The following is an 18,120-nucleotide window of genomic DNA, read 5'->3' on the forward strand; positions in this document are numbered from 1 at the left end:
CATCAAACCATGACCACCCAATACAACAACCTTATCAACGGCGAATGGCTCGCCGGCAACAGCTACGCGCCCAACCTGAATCCGTCCAACCTCGCAGACGTGATCGGTGAATACGCTCAAGCCGACGTGGCCCAGCTCAACGCTGCCGTCGCAGCAGCCCAAAAGGCCTTTCCGGCCTGGTCTACAGGCGGCATCCAGGCCCGTGCCGACGCGCTCGACAAAATCGGCAATGAAATCCTGGCTCGCAAAGAAGAGCTGGGTACCCTGCTCTCCCGCGAAGAGGGCAAGACCCGCGCCGAAGGCATTGGCGAAGCGGCCCGTGCCGGCAACATCTTCAAGTTCTTTGCCGGTGAATGCCTGCGCCTGGCCGGTGAAACATTGCCCTCCGTGCGTCCCGGCATCGGGGTGGAAGTCACCCGCGAGCCTTTGGGCGTGATCGGCTTGATCACCCCCTGGAACTTCCCCATCGCCATCCCTGCCTGGAAGATTGCACCTGCACTGGCCTATGGCAACTGCGTGGTGTTGAAGCCCGCAGACCTGGTGCCAGGCTGTGCCTGGGCGCTGGCCGACATCATCCACCGCAGCGGCATTCCTGCCGGTGTGTTCAACCTCGTCATGGGGTCGGGTCGTGTCATTGGCGACGCCTTGGTCAATCACCCCGGCATCACTGCCGTGAGCTTCACCGGCTCCGTGGGTGTGGGCCAGCGCATTGCCGCCGCCTGTGCCGGACACATGAAGAAAGTCCAGCTCGAAATGGGTGGCAAGAACCCGCAAGTGGTGCTGGACGATGCTGACCTGAATGTGGCGGTCGAGCTCAGCGTGCAAAGCGCCTTCTACTCCACCGGCCAGCGCTGCACCGCGTCCAGCCGCCTGATCGTGACCGACAAAATCTACCCGGCCTTCATCGAAGCCATGCAAAAACGCATGGCCGCCATCAAGGTGGGTGACGCCTTGGCCGCTGGCATCGACATCGGTCCGGTGTCGTCCCAAGCGCAGCTGGAGCAGGACTTGTCGTATGTGGAAATCGGCAAGCTTGAGGGCGCCACGCTGCTCACCGGTGGCGAACGCCTCACGCGCGACACCGAGGGCTTTTACATGGCACCGGCCTTGCTGGTGGACAGCACCCCGTCCATGCGTATCAACCGCGAAGAAATCTTCGGTCCGGTGGCCAGCGTGATCCGTGTGAAGGACTACGACGAAGCCTTGGCCGTCGCCAATGACACGCCCTTCGGCCTGTCGGCCGGCATTGCCACCACCAGCCTGAAATACGCCACTCATTTCAAGCGCCACAGCCAGGCCGGTATGGTGATGGTCAATCTGCCCACTGCGGGGGTGGACTACCATGTGCCTTTTGGTGGGCGCAAAGGCAGCAGCTACGGTTCCCGCGAGCAAGGCAAGTACGCTGCCGAGTTCTTTACGACGGTCAAGACTGCATATACGCTCGCCTGATTCAAACAACAACGAGGAGACAGGCATGCGATTCCTGGGGCGGTTCTTTTTAAGTACAGTGCTGATGGTGTCCATGCCCTGGGCCCATGCACAAAACAGTAAGGGCGGCGTGGGCATTCTCATGCCCACCATCACGTCCCAGCGTTGGGTGGTGGACGGCTTGGCCATGGTGCGTGCCATGGACAAGCTGGGCTACCGCCCCGATCTCAAGTACGCCAACGACGATGTAGCCACCCAAGTGGCCCAAACAGAGGAAATGCTCAAGGCGTCCGACATGAAAGTGCTGGTCATCGGCGCCATTGACGGCACCAAGCTGGCCCCGGTGCTCAAGAAGGCAGCCGAGCGCAACATCAAGGTCGTTGCTTATGACCGCCTGATCCGCGACACGCCGCATGTCGATTACTACGCTACCTTCGACAACTTTCAGGTCGGCGTGCTGCAAGGTTCCGACATCATTGAGCGGTTGGGTCTGGACAAGGGCAAAGGCCCGTTCACCATCGAGCTGTTCGCCGGTTCCCCGGACGACAACAACGCATACTTTTTCTACGACGGTGCCATGTCGGTGCTCAAGCCCTACATCGACAAAGGCAAGCTCGTCGTAGGTTCAGGCCAAATGGGCATGGAGAAGGTATCCACCCTGCGCTGGAGCGGCTCGGTCGCCCGTGCCCGCCTGGTGCAGATCCTGGACAAGCACTACACCAAACAGCGTCTGGACGCCCTGCTATCGCCCTATGACGGCATCAGCATGGAACTGATTACCGCCATGAAGAAGGCCAACTACGGACAAGGCAACCAACCCCTGCCGGTGGTGACCGGGCAGGACGCAGAGATGCCCTCCGTGCGCTCCATCATCCGGGGCGAGCAGTCTTCCACCGTCTTCAAGGACAACCGCGAATTGGCGCAGGTCGTCACCACCATGGTGGACGCCATTCTCTCCGGCAAAAAGCCCGCCATCAACGACGAAAAAACCTACAACAACGGCCAGAAGATCGTTCCATCGTTCCTGCTCAAGCCGGCTGTGGTGGACATCAACAACTGGCGCCCCATGCTGGTGAACTCCGGCTATTACCGGGCCGACCAGTTCAAGTGATTGCGCTGGGTTCCCTCTGCACATAGCCCCCTCCTGCAGGGGGCTTTTTTATGCCTGTGCCTTGCAGGCCTGATAAGGTTCGCAATCCGGCCCCAGCGCGGGCCCTGTACCCAGGAGAGCACACATGGCAATGGATGTAGTTGACTACGAAATTTTTGGTTCCGAGATGCAATACGTCGAGGTGGAACTCGACCCCGGTGAAGCCGCCATCGGCGAAGCCGGCGTGATGATGTACATGCAAGAAGGCATCACCATGGACACCATCTTTGGTGATGGTTCCCAGCAAGGCGGCTTTTTCGGCAAACTTATGGGAGCAGGCAAACGCCTGCTGACCGGCGAAGGCCTGTTCACCACGGTTTTCGAAAACAGCGGTTCCGGCAAGCAACGCGTGGCCTTTGCAGCACCCTACCCCGGCAAGATCGTGCCCATGGACCTGAGCCAACTTGGTGGCACCATCATCTGCCAGAAAGATTCCTTCCTGTGCGCCGCCAAAGGCGTGGCGCTGGGCATTGCCTTCCAGAAAAAGCTGGGCGTGGGCCTGTTCGGCGGCGAAGGCTTCATCATGCAAAAGCTCGATGGCGACGGCATGGCTTTTGTGCACGCCGGCGGCACCCTGATGGAGCGCACTCTGGCACCCGGTGAGACCCTGCGGGTAGACACCGGCTGTGTGGTGGCTTTCCAGCCCACCGTGGACTTTGACATCCAGTTCGTGGGCAAAGTGAAGTCCGCCATCTTCGGCGGTGAAGGTTTGTTCTTTGCCACCCTGCGCGGCCCGGGCAAGGTGTGGCTGCAAAGCCTGCCGCTGTCGCGCCTGGCCAACCGCATCATCCTTTCCGCGCCTGCTGCAGGTGGCCGGTCTGCGGACCAGGGCTCCTTGTTGGGCGCGGGCGTGCTCGGCGGCCTGATTGGTGGCGGCAGCAACGACGAATGAGCGCATGCTGAGCAGCAGTAGCGAAGCCGCCGCCCACAGCCCATTCACAGGCCGCTTTTTTGCCCCCGGTCTGGACGGCGTGGGGGTAGCTGCCAGCGCGCGCTGGCAGCACGGCCGCTTGCAAGTGCAAACTGCGGAACAAACATGGGAATCAGAGCCGGATGCACGTGTGCAGTCCGGTGGTTTCAATGCTACGCAGCTCGCGCTGGTATGGGCCGGTGCAGACGGCGAATGCCGCTTTTATGTGGATGCCGGTGCCTCGCGCATGGCCTTTGCTGCCGGTTTGCCCGCTCACCTGACACCGCAGCACCAGGCCGCCGGCAACGCAAGCGCCAAGGTGGAGCGGCGCTTCAGGTTGTGGTGGGCCGCTTTGGCGCTTCTTGCCTTGGTTCCATTGCTGGCCTTGGTCTTGTTAATCACCCGCGTGGACGACGCCGTGGGCTGGCTCGTGAAACATATTCCTCACGAGCAGGAAGCCAAACTGGGCGACCTGGTGCTGGCCCAGACCCGCGCCCAAATGCGCGTGATGGAGTCCGGCCCGGCAGTGGACGCCGTGCGCCTCATGGGCCAGCGCCTGACCACGGGCTCGGCCTACACCTACCGTTGGCTGGTGGTCGACAAAGCCGAGCTCAATGCCTTTACAGCACCCGGCGGCGTGGTGGTGGTCTACAGCGGTTTGCTGCAGGCCGCCAGAACGCCGGAAGAAGCAGCTGGCGTTATCGCCCACGAGGTGGCACATGCCGAGTTGCGCCATGGCCTGCAAGGAATGGTCAAAGCGCTGGGGGTGCGCGCGGGTGCCGCAGTGCTGCTGGGCGAATGGAGCGGTGCCGCGCTGGGTCAGGCGATGACCGGCTTGTTGGAAATGAAGTTTTCCCGCGAGGCTGAGGAAGCCGCCGATGCCGAAGGTTTGCGTCGTTTGGTAGCTGCACGCATCAACCCCGCAGGCATGGCCGACTTTATGGACACGCTGGTCAAGCAAAGCCCCGGTGTTGCAGTGCCAGAGCTCCTTTCTACCCACCCGGCCTCTGAGGGCCGGGCCACGCGCCTGCGCGAGGCAGTCAAAGCCCATACCGGGCCTTGGGATGTGCTGCCCTTGGACTGGGTGGCAGTACAGAAGAGCCTGTCACCGGCCGAAAAGGTGGGTAGCGCACAATAGGCTTCCACTCACAACTTGTTCATGGCCGCCACGCCCCAGCCAGCCTCTACGCAATTGAGCGACGACACCCGCAAGCTGGTGGAAGACCACCAGCCGGTGGTGCGTTCCGTGGCGAACCACGTGGGGCGGCGCCTGCCGCCGAATGTGGACAGGGCGGATCTGGTGCAGGATGGCATGCTCGGGCTGATGGAAGCGCTGCTGCGCTGGACCAAAGAGTCCTCGGGCACGCATTTTGAAAACTACATCGCCCTGCGGGCCCAGGGCGCCATGATTGACGGCCTGCGCGCTGCCGATCCGGTAAGTCGCCAGGTGCGCAAAGACATGCGGCGGGTCGAAGTGGCGCTGCAGCAGCTCAGCCACCGGCTGGGCCGTCCGCCGACCGAAGGCGAGCTGGCCAAGCAGCTTGACATGCCTTTGGCCGACTACCAGCGCTTGCTGCAGGACGCTCAAGGCTACGTGCTGATCTCGCTGCAAGACCTTACCGGCGACAGCGTAGATCAGTACCTCAAGCGCTGCCTGGAAGACAACGCCGACCCCCTGGCCCTGCTGGAGCGCGCTGCCCTGCGCCAGGCGCTGGCTGAATCCATCCAGCTGCTCCCACGCAAAAGCCAGATCTTGCTCACGTTGTATTACGAGCACGAAATGCGCATGCACGAGATCGCCAAACACCTGGGCCTCTCGGAGGCGCGCATCTCGCAAATGCACACCCAGTCCATCGCCCAGCTACGCGCCTCGATGGCCGACCGTGACATGGCGCGCCTGCTCACCCCGCGCATGCGGCCGCGCGACGAGCCTGACGAGTCGGAGTACAGCACCCTGGGCGCCTGAACCTGCTGCCCGGGCCTTATCAGGCACGATGCTTGCTGCCTGCAATGCATGCACCCTCAAGCCCCAGTTGCCACCGTATCCGGTCCCACACAGCCCCTGTGGCGTGACCGGCTTTCGCTGCTGCTGGAGTCCACCGGCGAAGGCATCTTCGGCATCGACATGGACGGCCGTTGCACCTTCATCAACCGCGCCGGGGCCGCCATGCTGGGCTACGAGTCCCATGAAGTGCTGGGCGCCAACATGCACGAGCTGGCACACCACAGCCACCCGGGTGGCGAACACTACCCTGAACACACCTGCCCCATCTTCAATGCCTTCCGCAAAGCGTTGCCCTGCCGGATCGACACGGAGCTGTTCTGGCGCCGCGACGGTTCGGCCTTCGCGGTCGAATACTCGTCGCACCCCATTGTCGATAGCGGCTTGGTGCAGGGCGCTGTGGTCACTTTTGTGGATATCTCCGCCCGCCGCAACGCCGAAGAGGCCTTGCGCCGCGCCCACACCGAGCTGGAGCAGCGGGTGGAGGAGCGCACCCAGGCGCTGTCCGAAGCCCTGCAGCAACTGCGCGAACTCACCGCCCACAGCCACTCGGTGCGCGAAGAAGAGCGCACCCGCATTGCCCGCGAAGTGCATGACGAGCTGGGCAGCCTGCTGGTCGCCTTGAAGATGGATGTCGGCTGGCTCGAAAAACGCCTGGCTGAGCAACCCGGCCGGGCGCCGGATGCCGCACAAGCCATGCGCGACCAGATGCAGCACAAATGCCGCAACATGAGCCAGCTGATTGAAGCGGCGGTGGACAACGTCGGCCGCATCATCACCGACCTGCGCCCCAGCATCCTCGATCACCAAGGTCTGTGGGTCGCGCTGGACTGGCAGGCGCACGAGTTTGTGCAGTCGGCAGAGATGGGTTTGGACTGGCACATGGACGTGAGCGCCGCGCAGCCCGTGCCTGACACCCACACCATCGCCATCTTCCGCATCTTTCAAGAAATGCTCAGTAATGTGGGGCGCCACGCGCAGGCGACGCATTTGGACATCTCGATCCGCGCGGATGCGAGTGACATCACCATCTCAGTCAAAGACAATGGCCAGGGCGCCCCCATGCAGGCCTTTGATGCGCCCGACGCCTACGGCATCATGGGCATGCGTGAGCGGGCAAGGCACTTGGGCGGAAGCCTGGAGATTACAAGCCAAATCGGCCTCGGGTCCTCTTTCAATCTGCGCGTGCAGCTACCAAAACCATAGCAATGCCAAGCTCCACCTCCCACACCCCCTACCGCATACTGATTGGTGACGACCACCGCATCGTGCGTGAAGGGCTCAAGCAAGTGCTGGCCGATGCCGCAGACCTGCACGTGGTGGCAGAGGCCGCTAGTGGCCCGGAGGTGTTGGAGGCGGTGCAGGCCCTGGGCGGCAACGCAGGCCTGTCGGCCGTGCTGCTGGACATTGCCATGCCCGGGCGGGATGGTTTGGATGTTTTGCAGGCCCTCAAGGCTGCCTGGCCCAAGCTGCCGGTGCTCATGCTCAGCACCTACCCCGAGAAGCAATACGCCGTGCGCTGCATCAAGCTGGGCGCGGCGGGCTATTTGAATAAGGGTGCCGACCCCGACGACATGATCGCCGCCGTGCGCAAGGTCGCCAGTGGTGGCGTGTATGTGTCTGCACAGGCGGCTGAGGCGCTGGCCAGTGCCGTGGCCAATACGACCCACCAAGGTGCAGAGGCGCTTTCTCATCGCGAGCACCAGGTCTTCAGGCTACTCACCGCCGGCAAAACCGTGGGCGAAATTGGTGCACAGCTGGGCCTGGCGTCCAACACGGTCAGCACCTACCGGCAGCGCATCCTGGAAAAAACCGGCACCAAAAACGACGTAGAGCTCGCGCTGTACGCCCAACAACAGGCCCATAACGCGAATTTGTAGGGCAGCCCCTACAAAGCGTTGCCGAAGTTCCCGCCATTTTTTGCAAGGGCTGCATTCCGGTACTTTCTGGCCCGCTCGTTGCAAAGGGGCACACATCTTTTAACTGGAAAGGTGTTTGCCATGTTGTTTGACTTTTCTCCCTACGATGCCGATCGCCCCTTGTTGATGCGCTGCACCTGCGGCAAAGACCACACGGTGGCAGAACACCAAAAAGAACAAGCCGCCCAAAGCGCCACCACCGAGCTCATCCGCCGCAGCCAGACTGAAGAATTCGAGGCCTATTCCAACGCGTTTGTTGAAGCCTCTCTCATCAAGGCCATCTTTCCGCAGGAGCGTGAGCGCCGCAACTTCCTGCGCGCGGTGGGCAAGGGCACAGCCATGGCCGCCATTGCCAGTGTGTTGCCCATTGCCAGCATGCAAGCCATGGCACAAGAGGCCGGCAAAAAGCCCGGAACGCTGGAAAAAACCAACCTAAAAATCGGCTTTATCCCGATCACTTGCGCCACGCCGCTCATCATGGCCCACCCCCTGGGCTTTTATAGCAAACAGGGCCTGAACGTCGAAGTCACCAAGACCGCAGGCTGGGCGCTGATCCGCGACAAGATGATCAACAAGGAATACGACGCCACACACTTCTTGTCGCCTATGCCGCTGGCCATCTCCATGGGCGTGGGCTCCACCCAGGTGCCCATGAACGTGGCCACCATCCAAAACACCAACGGCCAGGCTATCACCCTGGCCAACAAGCACAAAGACAAGCGCGACCCCAAGCTCTGGAAGGGGCTCAAATTCGCGGTGCCCTTTGAGTTCAGCATGCACAACTTCCTGCTGCGCTACTACGTGGCAGAAGCCGGCCTCAACCCCGACACCGACATCCAGATTCGCGTGGTACCCCCACCCGAAATGGTGGCCAACCTGCGCGCAGGTAACATTGATGGCTACCTCGGCCCCGATCCGTTCAACCAGCGCGCGGTGTTTGAGGAAATCGGCTTCATCCACATCCTGACCAAAGAGCTGTGGGACGGCCACCCCTGCTGTGCGTTTGGCAGCAGCACCGAGTTCATCCAGAGCAACCCCAACACCTTTGCCGCGTTGTACCGCGCGGTGCTCAACGCGGCCGCCATGGCGCGCGGCCCCGAGAATCGCGAGCTCATTGCCAAGGTGATTGCGCCCCAGGCCTACCTGAACCAGCCCGAAACCGTGCTCACCCAAGTGCTCACCGGCCGCTTTGCCGACGGCTTGGGCAACATCAAAACCGTGCCTGACCGGGCGGACTTCAACCCCATCCCATGGCAGTCCATGGCGGTGTGGATGCTCACCCAGATGAAGCGCTGGGGCTACATCAAGGGCGATGTGAACTACAAGCAGATTGCCGAAAAAGTCTTCCTGCTCACCGACGCCAAAAAGCGCATGACCGAACTCGGCATGAAGGCCCCCGAAGGCGCCTACCCCAAGTTCACCATCATGGGCAAAGTGTTTGACGCGGCCAAGCCTGACGAGTACGTCAACAGCTTCGCTATCAACAAGATGGGCTGAGCATGGCAAGCAACCTGAACGGCCGCGCGCTGCTCATCTCGCTGGTCTTGTTGTTGGCGCTGCTGGGCATCTGGCAGCTGGCTACCCACAGCACCGGCGCAGCCAGCGCCAGCAACCTGAGCGCCGAGCAAATTGAGTACCTCAAGATGCTCGGCAAAGACCCCGGCACCCAAAAGCAGGGCGGGTTTCCAACTCCCGCTCAAATGGGCGCCACAGTCTGGAAGCACCTGGCAGATCCTTTTTATGACAAGGGCCCCAACGACAAAGGCATCGCCATTCAGCTGGGCCATTCGCTGGCGCGGGTGGGTCTGGGCTTCTTGCTCGCATGCGTAGTAGCCATACCGCTGGGGTTTGTGATCGGCATGTCGCCCCTGCTGCACAAGGCGCTGGACCCGTTTATCCAGATCCTCAAGCCCATCTCGCCTTTGGCGTGGATGCCGCTGGCGCTCTACACCATCAAGGACTCGTCGGCCTCCGGCATCTTTGTGATCTTTATCTGCTCGGTCTGGCCCATGCTCATCAACACCGCGTTCGGCGTGGCCAGCGTCAAGCGCGAGTGGCTGAACGTGGCCCGCACCCTGGAGGTCAAGCCCCTGCGCAAGGCCTTTCAGGTGATATTGCCCGCAGCCGCGCCCACCATCCTGACCGGCATGCGCATCTCCATGGGGATAGCCTGGCTGGTGATTGTGGCGGCCGAGATGCTGGTGGGTGGCACCGGCATCGGCTACTTTGTGTGGAACGAGTGGAACAACCTGTCGCTCACCAACGTGCTCTTTGCCATCGGCGTGATCGGCGTCATGGGCATGCTGCTGGACCTGGTGTTTGCCCGCCTGCAGAAATGGGTGACCTATGCAGACTGAGCCCACCACTTTCACAACGCCCCGCCCCTTCCTGCAAATTGAAGGCCTGGCCAAAACCTACCCCGGTGCGACCGAGCCTGTGTTTGACCAGGTGAACTTCACCGTAGCCAAAGGCGAGTTCGTTTGCATCATCGGCCACTCGGGCTGCGGCAAAACCACCATCCTCAACGTGCTGGCAGGCCTAGAGCAAGCCAGCGCGGGCCAGGTGTTCATGGACGGGCGCGAAGTCAACGCGCCGGGCCTGGAGCGCGGCGTGGTCTTTCAGGGCCATGCGCTCATGCCCTGGCTCTCAGTGCGCAACAACATAGCGTTTGCCGTGCGCTCCAAGTGGCCAGATTGGTCTGCCGAGCAAGTGCGCGCGCATGTCGAAAAGTACGTGGCGCTGGTCGGCCTGACCGCCGCGCTGGACAAGAAGCCCGCGGCGCTTTCGGGTGGCATGAAACAGCGCGTGGGCATTGCCCGGGCGTTTGCCATCGAACCCAAAATGCTGCTGCTCGACGAGCCCTTTGGCGCGCTGGACGCGCTCACCCGCGGCACCATCCAGGACGAGCTGCTCACCATCGTGCGCGATACCGGGCAAACCGTTTTCATGATCACCCACGATGTGGACGAAGCCGTGCTGCTGGCCGACAAAGTGCTGCTCATGAGCAACGGCCCCACCGCGCGTGTGGCCGAGATCGTGCACAACACCATGCCCCGCGACCGGCAACGCGCCACCGTACACCACGACCCGCAGTACTACCCGCAGCGCAACCACCTCGTGGACTTTCTGGTCAGCCGGTCCAAAGACCTGTCCAACGGCCGTGCGCCTGCGCACCCGCCCGTGGTGCAACCCGGCCTGGCCGCTGTATCCGCAACCCCCGCTTAAACCTGTCAACACCAAAGGAGTCAACCATGAACCGCAACGACGTTACCGAAAAGATCATCACCGTCAAAGTCAGCAAAGGCATCACCTGGGAATCGGTGGCCAAAAAAGTGGGCTTGAGCAAAGAGTGGACTACCGCCGCCTGCCTGGGCCAGATGACGCTGGACGACAAGCAAGCCAAGGTCGTGGGCAAAATCTTTGGCCTGACGGTAGAAGAGCAAAAGTGGCTGCAAGTGGTGCCCTACAAAGGCTCGCTGCCCACCCCCGTGCCTACCGACCCGCTGATCTACCGCTGGTATGAAATCGTCAGCGTGTACGGCACCACCATCAAAGAACTCATCCACGAAGAGTTCGGCGACGGCATCATGAGCGCCATCGACTTTTCCATGGACATCGTGCGCCAGCCCGACCCCAAGGGCGACCGTGTGAACGTGGTGCTGTCGGGCAAGTTCCTGCCCTACAAGACTTACTGACCGAGCTTAGGCTTGGGCGCCTGTGGCGCTCAGGCCTTCTGGCGGCGCTCGCGCACAGCGGCGGCCAATGTTTCGAGTACCGGCACGGTTTGCGCCCAGCTGATGCAAGCGTCGGTCACGCTCACGCCGTGTTGCAGCGGCTTGCCGTCCACGATGTCTTGGCGGCCTTCGTTGAGATGGCTCTCGATCATCAGGCCGGTAATGCGCGCATCGCCTGCGGCAATCTGTGCGGCCACGTCTTGCGCCACCACGATCTGGCGGGCGTGCTGTTTGCTGCTGTTGGCGTGGCTCACGTCAATCATCACCTGCTCGCGCAGGCCGGCGGCTTTGAGCAGCGCGCAGGCGGCGTCCACATCAGCGGCAGAGTAGTTGGGCGCCTTGCCGCCGCGCAGGATCACGTGGCAATCGTGGTTGCCGCGTGTCTCGAAGATGGCGGCCTGGCCCATTTTGGTCATGCCCATGAAAGCGTGCGCGCCTTGCGCGGCCTGAATCGCGTCGGTCGCCACCTTGATACCGCCATCGGTGCCGTTTTTGAAGCCCACGGGGCAGCTTAGGCCGCTGGCCAGCTGGCGGTGGCTCTGGCTCTCGGTGGTGCGCGCGCCAATGGCGCCCCAGCTCACCAGCTCGCTGATGAATTGCGGCGAGAGCAAGTCCAGAAACTCGGTGGCTGCAGGCAGGCCGGTGTCCAGCACATCCAGCAACAAGCGGCGCGCCATCTCCAGCCCTTGGTTGATGGCAAAGCTGCCGTCCAGGTGCGGGTCGTTGATGTAGCCCTTCCAGCCCACGGTGGTGCGCGGCTTCTCAAAGTACACGCGCATCACCACCAGCAGGTCGGCACTCAGCAAATCGGCCTGCGCCTTGAGCAGGCGTGCGTATTCCATGGCCTGGCTGTGGTCGTGGATGGAGCAGGGCCCCACCACCACCACCAGCCGGTCGTCCTGCCCCTGCAGGATGCGCGAGATGGCCGCACGGCTGCATTCCACCAGCGCCTCGGCAGCGGCCGGCACGGGCAGCTTTTCTTCCAGCAGCGCGGGGGTGATGAGCGGGCGCACCGCACCGATGCGCACATCGTCAATACGGGTGGTGTCGTGGGTGGTCAGGGCGGCGATGGTGGAGGTTGTCATACTATGAATTTGATAGCTGCTCGCGCAGGTAATACGAGCGCTAGAGGGTGATTTGGCTTATATTTTAGAGGAGTGATGGATCCAGTGGGAAAGGCGATGGGTGCAGTACCGGAGTCAGGAATGCGCCAAGCACGATGCAGCACCCGCACAGCTTCCGTATCCCAGCGGGCGGCCCCTCTACATGCTCTGGGGTGCCAGGGCTGGATTTTGAAGCAGCGCGGCCACTACAGCTTCCGCCCGACGGGAGCTGGCCAGATGGAACGACCACATTTCGTAAAGAGGTAGTGTCTCGCGCAGGCGCAAAGGCGTGACTTGCTGATGCAGCTCTCCCGTCAGCAATGCTGGATGGGGCACCACCGCAAGCAGGTCTGTGTGGGCCACGAGGTTTAGCATGCTTGCATAGTCAGGGCACTTCACAGTGACGCGCGGTGGCGTCATGCGGCGAACCGCGAATGCTTCTGTCAGTACGTTGACCGGGCCTCGAACACTGGGCCCCACGGATGTCCAATCTGCACCCTGCAGTGCAGTGATCGTTTGTGCGTCGGTCAGAGGGTGATTTCGCCGGGCATATACCAAAGGCTGAAGTTGGTACAAGGGCTGGCAGGTCAGACCCTTCGCCACGTATCCGCGGGGCCGTGGCGCTAGGACGAGGTCGAACGCACCCTTCTGCAGTTCTGCCAGGAGGTGCCCCTCGTCGGCGCTCGTGAGTTCCAAACTGCGACGGGGATGGCCCTGGCACCAGGTGCTGTACACGGTCGGTCCGCAGACGACCGCGGCAGAAGGGGTCAGGCCGATCCGCAACACATACGGGCTTGGACGGGCACGGGAAACCGTGGCAAGCGCATCGACTCGATCCGCAATCGCTGCGCCTTCCGACGCAACCTGCAACGCCAATTCGGTAGGCACGCATTGCCGGCCGGATCGAAGCAGCAAAGGGGTTATGAAGTGCTGTTGGAGTTGCCGCATCCCGTGGCTGATGGCCGGCTGAGACACACCGCTTGCTCGCGCAGCTGCTGCAAATGAGCCGTGCTCAATGACCAGTCTCAAGTACTGCAAGTAACGCAAATTCATAAAAATCGTTTATGTATTGACGGGCATTATGGCTTGCGACCATCGAGTCCATCTGGGAAGCTCAAGTCGTTCTAAACAGCAAAAGGAAGATTCCCATGACCCAGTTAGCCATCCAGACAGTTCAAACCTATCTGCAGTACTTGCACGCCAGCGACACGGCAGGTCTGATTTCCACATTCGAGGAGAACGGTGTCGTTCATTCGCCCTTCTTGGGCACGATGGGAGCGAGCGAATTCTTCCAGAAGCTCGCGCTGGCGTCGAGCAAGAGCGTCATCACACCCATTGACCTGTTCGCATCCGTACAACCCGCTACCGACGTTGTACGGGTGGCGGCCTACTTCCGCTACGACTGGACACTGAACGACGGCAGGGAGGTGAATTTCACCTGTGTTGACGTTTTCAGTTTCCGGCCGCAAGGTTCCCGCATTCAGGATATGCAGATCGTCTACGACACGCATCCGTTGCGCGAACAGGTTGGCGACAAGTACGCCCCCGATCGTTGATACCCAACGCAACTACGAAGCCCCACTAAATTTTGGAAGGAAGGGGTGGATCCGGAACCAACCCATGCCGCTCCATCACCTCCCGCCACGCCGCCAGCTTGCTCTCAAAGCTCCATGACGCATTGGCCGAGCTGGTGCAGTGCGGCGATGTCGTTGGGCACCGCGTTGCGGATGGCACTGTCCAGGCTGCCTTCGCGCTCGCAGTGGGCGTACACGTCCTAGACACCCAGGCCGCGCTCCAGCAGCCACTCGCTATGATTTTCATAGCTGCTCGCGCAGGTAATACGAGCGCTAGAGGGTGATTTGGCATGTATTTTAGGTGCACTCCGCCCCCGCAAGTCTCGCTGCTGGAAATTGGGCTGTCAGCCCAGGCAAAGCCCTGGGTCACAAAGCGATGGAAGCTCCCTACGCTTCGCCCTTTTCAGAGGAGAAGCTGATGACCACCTGTGTGATGAAAGACGATGCAATCCCCGAATACGGCCAAAGCCCTGCCAAGCCCGGTTTGTACTTGGGCCTCTTTCACGGGCGGGATGACCCTAATGAGCGGATGACGGATTGGGGCTTCAATGGGCCCGCCATTGGTCCATTGGTTTGGTGCCACACCACCTACGCTAACGACGTAAAGATTGAGTTTGAATCCGCGGGTGACGCGAAGCGGTACTTTGGCGACGATTCGACCCAGCAGGACTTTGGGATCAAAGGCGACATGTTGATTTACGCCGGGAAGTACTACGGCGACTGGACGGTGTACTACGTCCCACCTGCGGAATGTTTGCCACCCGAGGACACGTTCAGGACGAGTAAGCGGGCGGGTTATCGGATTGCGCACAACCCGATGCCGAAATAGTGAGATTTCTGCCTGGCATACTGCTTTTCAAGGAGGAAAGCGGTATGTCAAAAGAGACAAAGCTACGCAATGACTGGACTCGAGAGCAGGTACTAGCGGGGCTGCATATTTATCTGCAGCTGAACTACGGACAGCTCCACGCGCGAAACCCCAAAATCAAAGAATTAGCAGTCTGGATTGGCCGTACCGCGAACTCGGTGGCACTCAAGCTGTGCAACTTAGCCAGCCTAGACCCTGCAGTGCTCGCGAGCGGTCGTAAAGGCATGGACGGCGCATCCAAGGTCGATAAAGCGGTTTGGAGTGAGCTTTTGGCGAACTGGGACGCCACTGTTCTTGAAGCCGCTTCCATTTATGGAAAGTTGGCGGCGGGTCATGGCTTGGAGGTGGCCGACGAGTTGGACCTAGAGTTACCGCCTACTGAACTGGGGCGTACCCGCACGGCCACCGTGCAAGTTCGTGTCAATCAAGCGCGTTTTCGTAAGTCTGTGCTGGTGGGCTACAACAGCACCTGCTGCATCAGCGGTTTGCAGAACGAGAGCCTGCTCATCGCGAGCCACATCGTCCCGTGGAGTGAGGACACTCACAACCGCCTGAATCCGCAAAACGGTCTCTGTTTATCCGCACTCCATGACCGCGCGTACGACCAAGGTCTTATCACGGTGTTGCCGGACTACACAGTGCGTGTGAGTCCCAAGCTCAAATCCAAAAGCGCCGACGCGTTCTTGCGGGAGTCACTTCTGCGCTTCGACAAGGCCCCCATTCGTATGCCTTCTCGCTTGGCACCTGCGCCTGAATTTTTGGCTTGGCACGCGGGTCACTTTGGATTTATCTAGGGAAATTGCTCTGTTTTTGATAGCTGCTTGCGCAATATTCACGAGCGCTAGAGCCTGATTTGACTCTTAAACCAACCCATGCCGCTCCATCACCTCCCGCCACGCCGCCAACTTGCGCTCAAAGCTCCATGACGCATTGGCCGGGCTGGTGCTGGGGAGCTGGTAGACGGGCACGCCCAGGGTGCGGGTGTGGCGGGCGTGTTTGAAGCTTTCGCCGCCGTTGTGGGCGATGGCCTGTAACTGCGGCAGGTGTAGCGCGGCGATATCGTTGGACACCGCGTTACGGATGGCACTGTCCAGGCTGCCTTCGCGCTCGCAGCTGGCGTACACGTCCCACAAGCCCAGGCCGCGATCCAGCAGCCAGTTGCTACGAATTTCATAGCTGCTTGCGCATATTCCATGGGCGCCAGAGGGCCAAATGGCTTGCAATATCTTCCAGAACTGGTTTTGCGGGTGGCCGTAATACTCTTGCGCTTGCAGCGAGCGCACACCGGGGAAGCTGCCCAGTATCAGCACCTTGGTGGCGGGTGACACCAGCGGCGCCAGGCCGGTGAGGGTAGTGTTTGTCATCCGTGCTACCCGTTTGTTAGGTTTAGGCCCAATACGGTAAGTATTCGGCAAATTTGTTGCCGCTACTTGCGTCTTTGCGTTTGAGGCGCCCTGCAGCCACCGCTTCGCTGATGAGGTTGGTGATAGCGTTGCGCTGTTTGTCATGCAGCTTGAATCGCTCACGCAGAGTGGTGTTGGTCAGGGTTTGGCTGGACAGGTATTGCAGCACAGCGTGTTGGTAGCAGGCCTCAATACGCTCGGGAGTTTCCATATCGGCGAACTTGCGTGGCGCACTGAGCGTTACGCTGAAGGTGGTTTGCTCCGGCGTGATGCGTAGGGGCGGCATACCAAAGAGCTCAATGGCCTGCACCACTTTTTGAAAGCCAGTGCCCCGTTCCTCACAAATGCGGAAGCGGCGAAATGAGTAGGCAAGTTTTTCGTTGCGCGATTCTGGGGTAGCGCCAATTAGCCGGTCAGGGCGCTTGCCCGGCAGTAAGGTGCCAGGGTTGGAAATCGCAATGCGGTCGCTGTAAACATCCACCATCGGGCCTGAGCCGCTGATATGAAAGTCTTGGTGGATGAGAGCATTGGCGATGAGTTCGCGCAGTGCAATCTCCGGATAGACACTCACCTCGGTACGCAGAGACTGTTTGATGACTTCCGAGTGCGGCAGCATTTTGCGCAAGTAGCCAATCAGCCCCTCAAAACCCACGGCGTAGCCACGTTGACCTTGCAGTTCTTCAATCGTGTCTATTTTGTTCGTGCCCCGGTAGATCACCACGCGAATGGCTTTTCTGGCCAAGTTGGGAAAGTCTTTGAGTTGACGGGCTGCCGCTATAGCCCCGAAGTTGGTGATGTAGTGCCCCCGCCCCTCCATGGTGGTAAGGCCCTCTGCGACCAGCCAATGAGCGAGGTCATCATCATCGCCCGGGAGAGGTCGTTCCAGCAGCCGCGCAATAGCCTGGAGGTCCAGTAAGTCAGCAACCTCATCGAGTTTTAGCAGGGTTGAAGCGCGCAAGTCTTCCCAGCGCATGGGCGCGCTGTTCATCATCAACGCGCCGATTTCTTGGCGGGACGCTTTCCGGGTAGTGCCCCCTGATCGAATCCATGTCTCTTCTACCGACTTTCCGCGCCGTTGCACGGGCTTAACGGGGGACTCGGGAATTTTCACCAGCAGCACCGCCGTTCCCGGCGTGTGGTCTACCACGGCGTGATCGAGTGCGATGGGCGGCTCAATGGCATCCCGGCCGAGATTGGCAAGTGTCCCGATGACTTGCTCCACCTCACTATCAGACACACCCACAGCTGTGCCATCGTTGTTGATACCAAATACCAGCACGCCCCCGTTAGGCTGGTTGGCCATGGCCATCAGGTGTTCTGCCAAGCGGTCTTTGTGGGTCGAGAGGTTGGCCTTCCAGTCCAGCTCGTTGAGCTCATGCGGCAGCGGAGATAGGCTTTCAGCCAATATCGCCAGCGCATCAGTGACCCAGTGTTTGTTTGCCATGTGACAGTAAGTTGTTGATTGGATTGGCTTTTATCAAAATTTCCGGATTCGGATGTGATAACCGGCTTGCTTTAGCCTAGCTAAGGCTTATCAAACTGAATGTGACAGCAAGTGTTTGATTTTTATAGGTTATTTGTCACTTTCCGGATTCGGATGTGATTCTAGGGTGACACCAGCGGAGCCAGGACGGTCAGTGTGACTGCCGCCATGCGCGTGCTCTGCCTTATTTCTTGGCCAAGGTTTTGCGGGCCTGCTCGATTCCGCCCACGTTTTCGGCTTTGCTAAAGCCCATGCCTTTAAGCGTTTCCAGCGCGATGCCGCTGCGCCGGCCACTCTGGCAGTACAGCAGCACGGTGTCGTCCTTGCCCACGCCCGCCTTGGCAATCTCCTGGGCGATGGCGGTGTGCTCGATGTTGATGGCGCCTTCCACATGCCCGGCGGCAAATTCCTGCGGGCTGCGCACGTCAATGATGACGTCTTTGGCCTGGGCCGTGAGGGCCCCCAAGGACATGGTGAGGGCGAGGGTGATGTTGGCGACGAGTGTTTTCATGCGGGGGCCTCAGGAGGTGGTGGGTTCCTGCGGAT

19 protein-coding genes and 1 pseudogene are annotated in these 18,120 nt (G+C 60.7%); 14 read left to right on the forward strand and 6 right to left on the reverse strand.

Annotation, left to right across the window (positions count from 1 at the left end; all coding sequences use genetic code 11):
• The first annotated feature begins 9 nt into the window (after positions 1-9).
• From RAN89_RS02995 to cynS, 11 genes are all read left to right on the forward strand, one after another.
• Positions 10-1,449 (forward strand): aldehyde dehydrogenase family protein, encoded by a 1,440-nt coding sequence (locus RAN89_RS02995; protein WP_313868183.1) that lies wholly within the window; start codon positions 10-12, stop codon positions 1,447-1,449.
• A 25-nt stretch (positions 1,450-1,474) separates the two neighbouring features.
• Positions 1,475-2,539 carry a multiple monosaccharide ABC transporter substrate-binding protein gene (gene chvE, locus RAN89_RS03000; RefSeq protein WP_313868184.1) on the forward strand — a complete coding sequence of 355 codons (1,065 nt, stop codon included), beginning with the start codon at positions 1,475-1,477 and terminating at the stop codon, positions 2,537-2,539.
• A gap of 124 nt (positions 2,540-2,663) precedes the next feature.
• Complete coding sequence (locus tag RAN89_RS03005) at positions 2,664-3,470, forward strand: TIGR00266 family protein (RefSeq protein WP_313868185.1); 807 nt, start codon at positions 2,664-2,666, stop codon at positions 3,468-3,470.
• Between the two features lie 4 nt (positions 3,471-3,474).
• A complete protein-coding gene (locus RAN89_RS03010) occupies positions 3,475-4,626 on the forward strand; it encodes a M48 family metallopeptidase (protein ID WP_313868186.1) in 1,152 nt (383 codons plus the stop codon).
• 21 nt (positions 4,627-4,647) lie between these two features.
• Positions 4,648-5,454 carry a FliA/WhiG family RNA polymerase sigma factor gene (locus RAN89_RS03015; protein WP_313868187.1) on the forward strand — a complete coding sequence of 269 codons (807 nt, stop codon included), beginning with the start codon at positions 4,648-4,650 and terminating at the stop codon, positions 5,452-5,454.
• A gap of 48 nt (positions 5,455-5,502) precedes the next feature.
• Complete coding sequence (locus tag RAN89_RS03020) at positions 5,503-6,696, forward strand: PAS domain-containing sensor histidine kinase (RefSeq protein ID WP_313868188.1); 1,194 nt, start codon at positions 5,503-5,505, stop codon at positions 6,694-6,696.
• A gap of 2 nt (positions 6,697-6,698) precedes the next feature.
• On the forward strand, positions 6,699-7,370 hold the full coding sequence (locus tag RAN89_RS03025) for a response regulator transcription factor (RefSeq protein WP_313868189.1): 672 nt from the start codon (positions 6,699-6,701) through the stop codon (positions 7,368-7,370).
• A gap of 120 nt (positions 7,371-7,490) precedes the next feature.
• A complete protein-coding gene (locus tag RAN89_RS03030; RefSeq protein ID WP_313868190.1) occupies positions 7,491-8,906 on the forward strand; it encodes a CmpA/NrtA family ABC transporter substrate-binding protein in 1,416 nt (471 codons plus the stop codon).
• A gap of 2 nt (positions 8,907-8,908) precedes the next feature.
• Positions 8,909-9,766 carry a nitrate ABC transporter permease gene (gene ntrB, locus RAN89_RS03035; protein ID WP_313868191.1) on the forward strand — a complete coding sequence of 286 codons (858 nt, stop codon included), beginning with the start codon at positions 8,909-8,911 and terminating at the stop codon, positions 9,764-9,766.
• Positions 9,756-10,634: an ABC transporter ATP-binding protein gene (locus RAN89_RS03040; RefSeq protein ID WP_313868192.1), complete on the forward strand. Its 879-nt coding sequence runs from the start codon at positions 9,756-9,758 to the stop codon at positions 10,632-10,634. Before ntrB ends, RAN89_RS03040 begins: the two co-directional genes overlap by 11 nt.
• Positions 10,635-10,660: 26 nt before the next feature.
• Complete coding sequence (cynS, locus tag RAN89_RS03045) at positions 10,661-11,104, forward strand: cyanase (RefSeq protein ID WP_313868193.1); 444 nt, start codon at positions 10,661-10,663, stop codon at positions 11,102-11,104.
• A 29-nt stretch (positions 11,105-11,133) separates the two neighbouring features.
• Here cynS and RAN89_RS03050 read toward each other — a convergent pair whose 3' ends face one another.
• Together RAN89_RS03050 and RAN89_RS03055 are read right to left on the reverse strand one after the other, a co-directional pair.
• The gene (locus RAN89_RS03050) at positions 11,134-12,228 is read right to left on the reverse strand and encodes a 3-deoxy-7-phosphoheptulonate synthase (RefSeq protein ID WP_313868194.1); all 1,095 of its coding nucleotides are present in this window, start codon (positions 12,226-12,228) and stop codon (positions 11,134-11,136) included.
• 177 nt (positions 12,229-12,405) lie between these two features.
• Positions 12,406-13,299 carry a LysR family transcriptional regulator gene (locus RAN89_RS03055; protein WP_313868195.1) on the reverse strand — a complete coding sequence of 298 codons (894 nt, stop codon included), beginning with the start codon at positions 13,297-13,299 and terminating at the stop codon, positions 12,406-12,408.
• Between the two features lie 95 nt (positions 13,300-13,394).
• Here RAN89_RS03055 and RAN89_RS03060 point away from each other — a divergent pair, with 95 nt between their 5' ends.
• Positions 13,395-13,802, forward strand: a complete 408-nt coding sequence (locus RAN89_RS03060; RefSeq protein ID WP_313868196.1) for a nuclear transport factor 2 family protein — start codon at positions 13,395-13,397, stop codon at positions 13,800-13,802.
• Between the two features lie 25 nt (positions 13,803-13,827).
• On the opposite strand, the pseudogene RAN89_RS03065 reads toward RAN89_RS03060, so the two are convergent.
• A pseudogene (locus RAN89_RS03065) lies at positions 13,828-14,077 on the reverse strand (hypothetical protein); the annotation flags it as partial.
• Between the two features lie 161 nt (positions 14,078-14,238).
• Between RAN89_RS03065 and RAN89_RS03070 the strand changes: the two are divergent.
• Together RAN89_RS03070 and RAN89_RS03075 are read left to right on the forward strand one after the other, a co-directional pair.
• Complete coding sequence (locus RAN89_RS03070; protein ID WP_313868197.1) at positions 14,239-14,649, forward strand: hypothetical protein; 411 nt, start codon at positions 14,239-14,241, stop codon at positions 14,647-14,649.
• A 44-nt stretch (positions 14,650-14,693) separates the two neighbouring features.
• Positions 14,694-15,482, forward strand: a complete 789-nt coding sequence (locus RAN89_RS03075; RefSeq protein WP_313868198.1) for an HNH endonuclease — start codon at positions 14,694-14,696, stop codon at positions 15,480-15,482.
• A 66-nt stretch (positions 15,483-15,548) separates the two neighbouring features.
• Here RAN89_RS03075 and RAN89_RS03080 read toward each other — a convergent pair whose 3' ends face one another.
• The 3 genes from RAN89_RS03080 to RAN89_RS03090 form a co-directional block, all read right to left on the reverse strand.
• A complete protein-coding gene (locus RAN89_RS03080; RefSeq protein ID WP_313868199.1) occupies positions 15,549-16,052 on the reverse strand; it encodes a DNA-deoxyinosine glycosylase in 504 nt (167 codons plus the stop codon).
• 22 nt (positions 16,053-16,074) lie between these two features.
• Complete coding sequence (locus RAN89_RS03085; protein WP_313868200.1) at positions 16,075-17,535, reverse strand: ATP-binding protein; 1,461 nt, start codon at positions 17,533-17,535, stop codon at positions 16,075-16,077.
• A gap of 223 nt (positions 17,536-17,758) precedes the next feature.
• Positions 17,759-18,085 (reverse strand): rhodanese-like domain-containing protein, encoded by a 327-nt coding sequence (locus RAN89_RS03090; RefSeq protein ID WP_313868201.1) that lies wholly within the window; start codon positions 18,083-18,085, stop codon positions 17,759-17,761.
• Positions 18,086-18,120 lie beyond the last annotated feature (35 nt).

This window comes from Rhodoferax mekongensis, assembly GCF_032191775.1.
Classification (GTDB): domain Bacteria; phylum Pseudomonadota; class Gammaproteobacteria; order Burkholderiales; family Burkholderiaceae_C; genus Allorhodoferax; species Allorhodoferax mekongensis.